This window comes from Streptosporangium sp. NPDC000239, from assembly GCF_040300765.1.
Classification (GTDB): domain Bacteria; phylum Actinomycetota; class Actinomycetes; order Streptosporangiales; family Streptosporangiaceae; genus Streptosporangium.
The window spans coordinates 148,732-158,108 of sequence record NZ_JBEPEI010000015.1; the positions used below are offsets into that span (position 1 = coordinate 148,732).

General features: G+C 66.7%; 9 protein-coding genes. 5 read left to right on the forward strand and 4 right to left on the reverse strand.

All coding sequences use genetic code 11. From position 1 onward, the window contains the following. Positions 1–17 precede the first annotated feature (17 nt). Positions 18–986, forward strand: a complete 969-nt coding sequence (locus tag ABT340_RS30445; protein ID WP_352014294.1) for an aldo/keto reductase — start codon at positions 18–20, stop codon at positions 984–986. A gap of 59 nt (positions 987–1,045) precedes the next feature. Here the strand turns inward: ABT340_RS30445 and ABT340_RS30450 are convergent, their stop codons facing one another. Beyond that, a complete protein-coding gene (locus tag ABT340_RS30450; protein WP_352014295.1) occupies positions 1,046–2,353 on the reverse strand; it encodes a tetratricopeptide repeat protein in 1,308 nt (435 codons plus the stop codon). A gap of 99 nt (positions 2,354–2,452) precedes the next feature. On the opposite strand from ABT340_RS30450, the gene ABT340_RS30455 reads away from it, so the two are divergent. The 3 genes from ABT340_RS30455 (at position 2,453) to ABT340_RS30465 (ending at position 3,989) form a co-directional block, all read left to right on the forward strand. Further along, positions 2,453–2,950, forward strand: a complete 498-nt coding sequence (locus tag ABT340_RS30455) for a hypothetical protein (RefSeq protein WP_352014296.1) — start codon at positions 2,453–2,455, stop codon at positions 2,948–2,950. Between the two features lie 71 nt (positions 2,951–3,021). Next, positions 3,022–3,339, forward strand: coding sequence for a hypothetical protein (locus ABT340_RS30460; protein ID WP_352014297.1), 318 nt, complete (start codon positions 3,022–3,024; stop codon positions 3,337–3,339). Positions 3,340–3,710: 371 nt separating this feature from the next. Further along, the gene (locus ABT340_RS30465; protein ID WP_352014298.1) at positions 3,711–3,989 is read left to right on the forward strand and encodes a hypothetical protein; all 279 of its coding nucleotides are present in this window, start codon (positions 3,711–3,713) and stop codon (positions 3,987–3,989) included. Positions 3,990–4,130: 141 nt separating this feature from the next. Here ABT340_RS30465 and thpR read toward each other — a convergent pair whose 3' ends face one another. The 3 genes from thpR to ABT340_RS30480 are packed head-to-tail and all read right to left on the reverse strand — an operon-like array spanning position 4,131 to position 6,644. Continuing rightward, complete coding sequence (thpR, locus tag ABT340_RS30470; RefSeq protein WP_352014299.1) at positions 4,131–4,706, reverse strand: RNA 2',3'-cyclic phosphodiesterase; 576 nt, start codon at positions 4,704–4,706, stop codon at positions 4,131–4,133. Beyond that, the gene (locus tag ABT340_RS30475) at positions 4,663–6,276 is read right to left on the reverse strand and encodes an MFS transporter (RefSeq protein ID WP_352014300.1); all 1,614 of its coding nucleotides are present in this window, start codon (positions 6,274–6,276) and stop codon (positions 4,663–4,665) included. The genes thpR and ABT340_RS30475 overlap by 44 nt, the downstream gene beginning before the upstream one ends. Continuing rightward, positions 6,183–6,644, reverse strand: a complete 462-nt coding sequence (locus ABT340_RS30480) for a MarR family winged helix-turn-helix transcriptional regulator (RefSeq protein WP_352014301.1) — start codon at positions 6,642–6,644, stop codon at positions 6,183–6,185. The genes ABT340_RS30475 and ABT340_RS30480 overlap by 94 nt, the downstream gene beginning before the upstream one ends. 769 nt (positions 6,645–7,413) lie before the next feature. Here ABT340_RS30480 and ABT340_RS30485 point away from each other — a divergent pair. Next, on the forward strand, positions 7,414–9,377 hold a 1,964-nt coding region (locus tag ABT340_RS30485; protein ID WP_352014302.1), incomplete at its 3' end, for a hypothetical protein.

Consider the following 9,377-nt stretch of genomic DNA (forward strand, 5'->3'; position numbering starts at 1 on the left):
GTGCCTAGGGTGGACATATGGAATACACGCAGCTTGGCCGTACCGGCCTGAAGGTCAGCCGCCTCTGCCTGGGCACCATGAACTTCGGTCCCCTGACCTCGGAGGAAGACTCCTTCGCGATCATGGATCACGCCCACGAGCTGGGTGTCAACTTCTTCGACACAGCCAACGTCTACGGCTGGAAGCAGGGCGAGGGCATCACCGAGAACATCATCGGCCGGTGGTTCGCCCGGGGAGGTGGCCGTCGTGAGAAGACGGTCATCGCCACCAAGCTCTACGGCGCGATGGGCGACTGGCCCAACGAGAACCTGCTCTCCGCGCTGAACATCCGCCGCGCGGCCGAGGCGTCGCTGAAGCGGCTCCAGACCGACTACATCGACGTCTACCAGGCCCACCACATCGACAGGAACACCCCCTTCGAGGAGTTCTGGGAGGCGATGGACGTCCTGAAGCAGCAGGGCAAGATCCTGTATGTCGGGTCGTCCAACTTCGCGGGCTGGCACATCGCCAAGGCCCAGGAGGCCGCCGCCCGCCGTAACACGCTCGGCCTCGTCTCCGAGCAGTCGCACTACAACCTGATCGTCCGCGCCCCCGAGCTTGAGGTCATCCCCGCGTGCGAGGACTACGGCCTGGGCCTGATCCCGTGGAGCCCGCTGGCGGGCGGCCTGCTCGGCGGCATCCTCAAGAAGATCGACAAGGGACGTTCCGCGTCGGAGCGCATGGTCGAGGAGCTGAACAAGCACCGCGCCAAGATCGAGCGCTACGAGGCGTTCTGCGAGGAGCTCGGCGAGGACCCGGCCAACGTCGGCCTGGCCTGGCTGCTCCACCAGAAGGTCGTCACCGCCCCGATCATCGGCCCGCGCACCCACGAGCAGCTCGACGGCACCACGAGGGCCCTGGAGATCAACCTCGACGACAAGGCCCTGGCCACCCTCAACGAGATCTTCCCCGGCCACAAGACGGCCCCGGAGGACTACGCCTGGTAGAAACCCCTGACCCCGGGCGAGGGGTTTCTCACCCCTCCCCGGCGGTCGGCGCCCGCCCCTCAAGAGGCACCCAGAGCGACGATCCGTTCGCTCCAGATCTTCACCTGGTCGTGCCGACCATGACGGGTGGCGACCGAGACGGCGAGATCGGCAACTTCTCGACATACGTTCTTCGTGTGCTCCAACGCCCAGGAGAACCCGTCCAGGCGCCATATGTTTCCGCACCTCGGTGGGCATGCCCTTACCGAGTCCCAGCTGTTCGCCGCCAAGGAAAGCGCGGCTTGATGCCGTCCAAGCGAAACCAGGCAGCACATCTGGTTGTAGATGTTGAGGGGCTTGAAGAAGTACCCCAGCGCCTGCGCCTCGATGAGCAGCTTCAGCGCTCTGTGCGGCTCCACCGGGATAAGACAGAAACCCCAGTCGTTGTACAGTTCGGCGTTGTCAGGTGCTCCCTTCACGCCGAACTCGAACAGCGCCGCCGCCTCTTTCGTCCGCCCCTGGCGCAGCAGACCCACGGCGTGCCTTCTCATCTCCCCCGCGAGGCTCCCCATCACCAGGGCGGCCGCCTCCTTGCCGCGCGCCGGTGACACTCTCCGGAGCGACACCTTGTGAGATCCGCGATCATCCTTGGAAGCGGCACGATCGGCGATCTCGAACGCCAGAGTCCCGGGATCGATCCGCCGATCATCCATCAGCTCAGGGGAGCACGGCGGTCCTTCGAATCCCTGCAGCCAGCGATGCGTCAGGTGGAGCGACTCCGTCGTCCACTCACGGTAGAACGTCTTGGAGAAGTAGTCGATCATCCACCGATAGGGAGTGTGGAGCTCGAAGAACTGATTTATCTCGTTGTCCGAGATCTCCCGTATGGTTTCGGGCGCCCTCAGCTCGACCATGTCCCGCAGCGAGGCGGTTGAGATCCAGGAGATGATCTGAGGGAAAAGCGGGGCGATCACGTGTCCGAAGGCGTCGGCCGCTTCGCTCGGGCTCTGTCCCGCGATGGTCGGGATGCGGTTCGGCAGCCTCAGGACTTCCGCCCAGGACTCATGATCGAAGCCCTCGTACCGCTCCGAGGCCAGGCTCGTCGCGGCGATACCCGCGATCAGGGCACCGGCCACCTCCCTGTACAGCCCATGGCGGACCAGGGCGACAGCATCCAGGCCTCGTCGGGTGAGTTCTCGTGCGGCCCCTTCGAAGACCTCGGCCCTCTCCACGGTTGCCACGCCCCTGAACCGGTCGTCCTTCAGCATCTCGCGCAGGGCCACGACAAGGCTGACCGTCCGCCATCCACCTGTTTCCTTGGATCGGTCGGAGAGATAGATCTCCTGAGCGTCGAAAGGCCATCGGTCGGGCACTCGAAGTTCCCCCATGCTTTACCTCAGACCACCACTTCCGAGGCGACATCCTAGTAGGATCGTAGGTACGATCGTGGGCATGAATGCAGGTACGCAAAAGGCAGGTGCATCACGATGAGCGAGATCATCTACCAGGCGACCGACCTGACAGGCAGCAAACGAGTGGAATTCCTCAACGAGGCGCGGCGCGATCGCGCCCGTCTACGGGCCACGGACGGCACAAGTCTGGTGATGCTGCCGGAGCGTACGCTGTCCCGCCTCGAAGCCCTCGCCAAATGGGGCGGAGCCTACGCCAAACTCAGCACTCTTCTACGGAGAAACACAGGCATCCCCAGCACGTCCGAGCTCGGCGAACTGGCATGGCTACGGTCGCTCGACCGGGAGGACATGGAGGAGTTCCTGACCGAACTACAGGACGCCATCGTCGCGGCCAAGGCCGATGAGGACACAGCGATCCTGGATGAGTGCGTTCGCGCGTGGAAGGCGACAGCGCGTCAACTCTCGGACCCCCTACGCCGATCGGTTCTCCTGGGAGCGCACCGTTCCGATGAGTACGTTCCAGCCGAGAGCCCGGACGCCATGAACGGTTCAGAGACCGGGACAGGTGGATGACAGGCAGCGGTAGCGCCTACCGGCCGTACACACCCGCCAGGCGGCCAGGCGGCAGACCAGAAGCGCGTCCTGTGTACAGGGTCCTGGTCCATCGCAAGTTCCTCGGCCACTGGGAACAACTCGTGGCGAACGTGGGCCTCAAAGCCGCTCAGCAGTTCTGGGACCACGTGAGCCGGACCCCTGGCGAGTCCGACCCGATCGCCTCGACCTGTTTCCTGCGAGGCAAGGCCGGGAAGCCGCAGGGTGAAGGGTGGTCCAGGACCGTGCACTACGAGATAAGCGGCGCCGGTCGCATCGACTATCAGTACTCGGACAGCTACAAGACATCGTCCGACGGCGACGAGCACAGGGTGGTGGCCATCCTCACCATCAACTACGGCAGCCATTAGCGGCCCTCATGTAGGAGGGCACGAGGTCAGGTGACGAGGGCGCCGATCACCACGAGGAGTACGAGCAGGGTGAGCACCACGGGCAGGAGCCAGCGACGGGGACGGTCCACGCTCTGGAGCTTAGCTCCGCCCACCGGGTGCCGACGCCGCCAGGGCGTACCTCACGCGTCTCGTAGCGGACCACGGGCCCGGGATTCCCGTGGAGAAGGCGGCGAAGCGCGGCGGGAGGTCGACGCCCCGGAGTGCCGGAAGGATCACCGGTCCGGGATCCCTTGACGTGCGCGACTGGTCAGGTATGTTCCAGACAGGAAAGTTTCCTAAATAAAAGCCCTGGCCAGGCTCTCTTTTTCGGAACCCCGGAGGCTCTCACCTTGCGCACCGCGATGATCTCCACCCCGAAGCGGATCGCCCTCACTCTCGCGGCCGCCGTCGCCGCGGCCACCCTGGTCGGCGTCACGCCGGCGCACGCGCAGATGCTCTGCCACGTGCAGCAGGACACGTGGGTCTACTCAGCCCCCGGACGAACGGCCCTCTACCTGGTCCCCGCGGGCGGAGGCTTCTACCTGGACTACTGGTGGAACGCCGGCGGCTGGGCCGCCGGTCACGGCGTCGGCCAGGCGGACGGCTTCATTCAGGGCCTGAGCTGTTAGTCATGGCGGGCGGAGCACCCCTTTCCCAGGGGTGCTGAGCCGGGCACGCGGGGACCTCAGAAGAGCGGGGTCCCGAGAAGCACGAGCACCACGGGCACCACGGGCAGGAGCCGGCGACGGGAACGAGCCAGGCTCCGGCGCTCAGCTCCGCTCACCGGGTGCCGGGGATGCCAGGGCGTACTCCGCGAGTGTCTCGTAGCGGACCGGGGATCCCAGGTGGCTTCTCACCAGGTGCACGGTGCCCACCTCCCACGGGGTTCCGGCGAAGGGTCCGAGTGCCTCGACCAGGTCGCTCACGTCGGTCTCCGCGCGTGTCCTGGCCAGGGTCAGGTGCGCTCTGAAGCGCTTGCGGTCGTCGACCCGTACGGCTCCCGCCCGCCGCGCCCCCGCCGCCACGGAGTCGGCCAGGCGGGTGAGCGGGAGGTGGGCGCCGGACAGTCCGGACCAGAGGATCCTGGCACGGCGGACGGAGGGAAAGGCGCCCGCGCCGGTCAGCGCCAGCGTCATCGACGCGTGGCGCGAGGCGGCGCGGGCGAGCCTCGTCTCCAGCTCCGGCAGCACCTCCGGCGGCACCTCGCCCAGGAACGCCAGGGTCAGGTGCCAGTTGGCGGGGTCGACCCAGCGCAGCTCGGGCCACGCCCCCCTGAAGGGACGCAGCGCGCGGGCCAGTTCGTCACACGCCCGCCGGGGCGGCAGCACCCCCACGAACAACCGCACGGGACCTCCTGCCGATCGCCTTGGTCAGCATTATCGCCGCGCCGACACCGAGCATCGTGAGGACCCCGCCGACCGCGACGCCCGTGCGGGGGCCGCCCAGTTCGGCGATCCAGCCGAGCACGGGGGCGCCGATCGGGGCGCCTCCGGTGAACACCAGTACGTAGATGCCCATCACCCGGCCGCGCATCTCGGGAGAGGCCGCGAGCTGCACGCTGGTGTTCGCGGTCGTGTTGACCGAGATCAGCGCGACGCCCGCGGGGACGAGCAGGAGCAGGTAGAGCGGGTACCACGGGGCCAGTCCGGTGACGACCTGGAACAGGCCGAACGACAGCGCGCCGCCGATCAGCAGTTTCCTGCTCGGCCGTACGCGCCGGGCCGCCATGAGGGCGCCGACGAGCGCGCCGACGGCGAACATGCTGGAGGCCAGCCCGAAGGACGAGGCACCGGCGCCGAAGACCTCGCGGGCCATCAGCGCTATCGACATCGAGAACGACTGTGCGCACAGCGAGACGAACCCGACGAGCAGGACGGGCAACAGCAGGTCAGGGCGTTCCATGACGTAGCGCAGCCCCTCACGGAGTTGCCCCTTGGCCCTGGCCACCGGTTCCGGCGTGGTCAGCTCCGAGGTCCGCATCAGCGCCAGCCCGCCGAGCACGGCGAGGAAGGACAGGGCGTTGAGCACGAAGATCGGGCCGGTGCCGCCGAGCGCGTAGATCAGCACACCCGCGAGGGCGGGGCCGACCACGCGGGCCAGGTTGAAGCTGGAGGCGTTCAGCGCGATGGCGTTCGGCAGGTCCTTGCGGCCGACCATCTCGACCACGAACGACTGCCTGGTCGGCACCTCGACGCACAGCACGAGACCGAGCGCGAAGGCCATCACGTAGACGTGCCAGACCTGCGCGTTCCCCGTCAGGGTCAGCACGCCCAGCGTGAGCGCGAGCAGACCCATGATCGACTGGGCGGCGATCAGCACCGGCCGCTTCGGGTAGCGGTCGGCGATCATCCCGCCCCACAGCCCGAACAGCAGCTGCGGCAGGAACTGCAGCGCGGTGGTCACGCCGAGCGCGGTGGCGCTGCCCTTCGTCAGGTCGAGCACCAGCCAGTCCTGCGCGGTGCGCTGCATCCAGCCGCCGACGTTGGAGACCACGCCGCCCATGGCGAAGAGCCGGTAGTTGTAGACGCGCAGCGAGCGGAACATCCCGCCCCGCGTCTCGGGGACCTCCTGCGCGGACCCGGTCTCGACGGCCTGCACCTCGCTGGCCGCCGCCGCCCGCGCGATCCGCCCGCGGCGGGCCCGCGTGCCGAGCTTCCGCACGGGTACGGCGAGCACCCCGACGAGGCGCCTGCGGGGAGAGGGCCTGGAGACCGTCCCGGCGGCCTCTTCCTGAGTGGTCTCAGCGGCGACCTCGGGGGTCGCCGCGGGGGCTGCCTCGGCGTCCTGCCGGACGGCCGAGGCCCTGGGTTCCTCGGGGTCGCCTAGTTCCGGCTGAGCTTCTCCAGAATCGGAGCCGCCTGCCTGAGCACGGCTCTCTCCTCCGGTGACAGCTCCTTCAGCCGCTGCGTCAGCCACGCCTCCTTGCGGCGGCGTTCCTCCCTCAGCAGGGCCGAGCCCCGCTCGGTCACGCTCACGCTCACCTGCCGCCGGTCGGACGGGTGCGGTGTGCGTGACACCAGCCCCCGCTCTTCCAGTGCGGCGATCACGCGCGTCATCGAGGGCGGTTGCACCTTCTCGTGCTCGGCCAACTCGCCGGGGGTTATCCCGGAATGCCGTTCCACCGCGACGAGCGTCGCGACCTGGGTGGGGGTCAACGAGTGTCCCCCTGCCTGCCTGCGAAGGCGTCTGTTCAAGCGTGCCAGCGACACGCGCAGTGCCGAAGCCAGACCGGCGTCGCTGCGCAGGCTCGCGACGGGGTCCTTCCTGGGAGGGTTCGTTAGCATAAGTCATTACCTTTGCTAACTATATACCCGCTCATGTGATTCCCTCCGCGCGAACTTTTCTCGATGTGAGCCGTACAGAGCCTGCCAGAGCCCCTCGGTCGCGACACCGACCGACCGGTCACAGATGATCACCCCGACCCCGCAACGCGACCCCGGCAACACGCTCCGTAGCAAGAAAAAGTATGACTTACATCACATAGGCCAACGAAAGCCTCAAACATACCAATTTAACCAGACGGAATACCAGGTTATGACAAACCCGCCAATCCCATCAGAAAAGTCGCCCCACAGGCGATCTATCCAAGTGATCACTCGCCGAGTTAGATGGCGGAGGATATTTATTTCCTCCTTATATCCATAACCAGGGCAAGCCGGTCTCCCCCGCATGCCCTTAACCGGGCGGGAGTGGTCAGGCGTGGCGATGCGGGCTGCACGGATTCGCAAGGCCGGCGTAATACGTAGCAGCAGATTCGGCATGGGAGCATCCGGGCCAGGTCGCTGGATGGTTCGCATGGCACTGGTCTTCCTGATCGCGGCGATCCCAGGACTCATCCAGCTGCAGGGACGGCCCGTGGCGGCGGACCCCGTTCCGCACCATCTGAATGTTCCCGCCCCACCAGGCTCAGGCGCAGCTGACAAACTTCCCGTTCAGTCCTCGGGAACCGCCAGAGGACTCCCCCATCTTGTCGGCCCGGAGGCGACGCGCCCGCTCAAGACCGCCCGTGGCCCCGCCACGAGCAAATGGAAGCGCCCCAAGGGTGCGCTACCGGTGCAGAAGCCTTATCAAATGACGGACGAACCGGCCACCGGTGGGCTGAAATCCCCACCGCCCTTGCCGTGGGCGTCAAAAGCACCCGAGCAGAAAAGCAGGAAAACCGAAGGTAAGAAACGGTCGGAAACTCATGCCCAGAGTGCCGGCTTCAAGAAGCAAGCGCCCTCGAAAGGACACGCTCCAGCCGCTGGATCCCCCGTACGCGCGCTGACCGCCGGTGCGAGGAAAACGCGAATTCCGACGACGTCCGCGACGGCGTCGGTACCGACCGTTTCAGCCCTGAGAGCCGGACCTGGTACGCAGAGTTCGGGAGTATGGATCCTCTCCTCACCGACGCCGTGGTTCGAGGCCAAGGTCACCGACCCCGACGGCCGCAAAGTCGGACTGGACGTCCAGGTGGAGCACGACCCCTCGGTACCCGCACAAGGCACGGGATACATCTGGAGCTACGGCACCGGATGGACAGGCACCTCAGGCACCACCGTACAAACAGCACAGTCAGACCCACTCACCGACGGCTGGCTCATCCGCTGGCGCGTCAGAGGCACCACCTACACCGGTAGCGCCACCACCGTGAACGGACCATGGTCGGAATGGCAGACAGCGAAGGTCGACGTCAGCAAACCCTCGGTGTCGTCCCTGGACGCGGGCCCGGGGACCGAGGGCGACGGCCTGTGGACGCTCTCGTCGCTGGAGCCGTGGTTCGAGGCCAAGGTGACCGACCCCGACGGCCGTAACGTCGGGCTGAGCGTCGAGGTGGAACACGATCCCTCGGCGGCAGGCCAGGGAACGGGGCGGATCTGGAGTTACGGAACCGGGGTGTCGGATCCTTCTGGCTCCTACGTCTGGGCGGAAATGCCCTCGGACGAGTTGAAGGACGGCTGGCTGATCCGCTGGCGTGTCCGGGGATCGGTCATGACAGCCGACCATGGAAGTCTGTACGGCGCATGGTCGCTGTGGCAGACGGCGAAAGTGGACATCAGCAAACCCACGGTGACCTTTCCGAACGCCGGGCCCGGGACCAACCAAGGGGCGGGTCTGTGGACGCTCTCCTCGCCCAGGCCGTGGTTCGAGGCGAAGGTGACCGACCCCGAAGGCCGTAACGTCGGGCTGGACGTCCAGGTGGAGCACGACCCCTCGGTACCCGCACAAGGCACGGGACGCATCTGGAGCTACGGCACCGGATGGACAGGCACCTCAGGCACCACCGTACAAACAGCACAGTCAGACCCACTCACCGACGGCTGGCTCATCCGCTGGCGCGTCAGAGGCACCACATACACCACCGGCAGCGCCACCGTGAACGGCCCATGGTCAGGATGGCAGACGGCAAGGGTCGACATCAGCAAACCCTCGGTGACCTCGCTGCGCGCCACCCCCGGGACCTACCAGGGCGGTGGACTGACCGTGATCTCATCACCGACACCGGCGTTCGAGGCCAAGGTCACCGACCCCGAAGGCCGCAAGGTCGGACTGAGCGTCGAAGTGGAGCACGACCCCTCGGTACCCGCACAAGGCACGGGACGCATCTGGAGCTACGGCACCGGATGGACAGGCACCTCAGGCACCACCGTACAAACAGCACAGTCAGACCCACTCACCGACGGCTGGCTCATCCGCTGGCGCGTCAGAGGCACCACCTACACCGGTAGCAGCACCGCCGTGAACGGCCCATGGTCGGAATGGCAGACGGCAAGGATAGAAGTCAGCAGGCCTGCGGTGACCTCGCTGCGCGCCACCCCCGGGACCTACCAGGGCGGTGGACTGACCGTGATCTCATCACCGACACCGGCGTTCGAGGCCAAGGTCACCGACCCCGACGGCCGCAAAGTCGGACTGAGCGTCCAGGTGGAGCACGACCCCTCCGTACCCGCACAAGGCACGGGATACATCTGGAGCTACGGCACCGGATGGACAGGCACCTCAGGCACCACCGTACAAACAGCACAGTCAGACCCACT